This window comes from Streptococcus parasanguinis (genome assembly GCF_001578955.1).
In the GTDB taxonomy this organism is placed as follows: domain Bacteria; phylum Bacillota; class Bacilli; order Lactobacillales; family Streptococcaceae; genus Streptococcus; species Streptococcus parasanguinis_U.
The window spans coordinates 417,676-419,038 of sequence record NZ_KQ969689.1 but is presented as its reverse complement, the minus strand read 5'-3'; the positions used below and the strand labels follow the sequence as shown (position 1 = coordinate 419,038).

The window sequence follows — 1,363 nt, the reverse complement described above, 5'->3', positions numbered from 1 at the left end:
ATTCAACTCAGCCCCTGTGAAGACATGGTCTTCTGTATCATTTGGATCGATGATTCCAAGACGTTTGGCAATAGCTTCTGCTGTATCTTGGTGGTCACCCGTGATCATGATAGGACGGATACCTGCTTCCTTAGCAACACGAACCGCTTCTGCTGCTTCTGGACGTTCAGGGTCAATCATACCGACCAAACCAGAGAAGATCAGGTCAGACTCAACGATTTCAGATTCCAAGGTTGGGATTTCGTTGCTTGTCTTATAAGCCATCATCAAGACACGAAGGGCTTGTTTGGCCAAGTCTTTGTTGGTAGCAAGGATAGCTTTCTTATCTTCATCCGTAATAGGACGAACTTCCCCATTGACTTCAATACGCGTCACACGTTTGAGCAATTGGTCAGGAGCCCCCTTGACAGCGATAAAGTATGAACCGTCAGCTTCCTTATGGATCGTAGACATAAGCTTACGGTCAGAGTCAAATGGCAATTCAGCTACACGTGGCTCATCCTTCAAGGCTTCACGAACATCAAAATTGTGGTCTAAACCAAATTGTACCAAAGCAGTCTCTGTTGGGTCCCCAATCAACTTACCAGATGGATCCACTTTGGTATCATTGGCAAAGTTCATGATGCGAAGTGTATTGTTGCTTGCTCCAATTTCGGTTGCTGCACTCTGTAATTGACCGTTGGTATACACTTTTTCAACCGTCATTTGGTTCATGGTCAAAGTACCTGTTTTATCAGATGCGATGATTTCTGTTGAACCAAGTGTTTCAACGGCTGGCAATTTACGAACAATCGAATTGCGTTTGGCAAGGGTTGTTGTTCCCAAAGAGAGAACGATGGTTACAATGGCAGGAAGACCTTCTGGAATCGCCGCAACCGCAAGGGCTACTGCAACCATCAAACCTTCTAATGGATGTTCCCCACGAACGAAGACACCAACCAGGAAGGTCACTGCAGCAATGGCTACAATGAGGTAAGTCAAGGCTTTAGAGAGTTGTTCCAAACTTTGCTTCAATGGTGTTTCCGTTTCATCAGCATTGGCCAACATATCTGCAATCTTACCAACTTCTGTATACATACCTGTGTTGGTCACAACCCCAGTACCACGACCATAGGTTACGTTCGAGTTTTGGTAACCCATATTGACACGGTCTCCGATACCAGCATCTGCCTCAACAAGGCCAGTCACATCTTTTTCAACTGGAACCGATTCCCCTGTAAGAGCTGCTTCTTCGATTTTAAGAGAAGCTGCTTCTAACAAGCGCATATCAGCAGGAACCACATCTCCAGCTTCCAGAAGAACGATATCACCCGGGACCAATTCTTTGGAATCAATTTCAATCACGTGACCATCACGGCGGACA

1 protein-coding gene is annotated in these 1,363 nt (G+C 45.6%); it reads right to left on the bottom strand.

Annotated elements, in window-relative coordinates; genetic code table 11:
* The coding region (locus SPADD19_RS12360; RefSeq protein ID WP_241496405.1) for a cation-translocating P-type ATPase at positions 1-1,363 on the bottom strand (1,363 nt) is incomplete at both ends.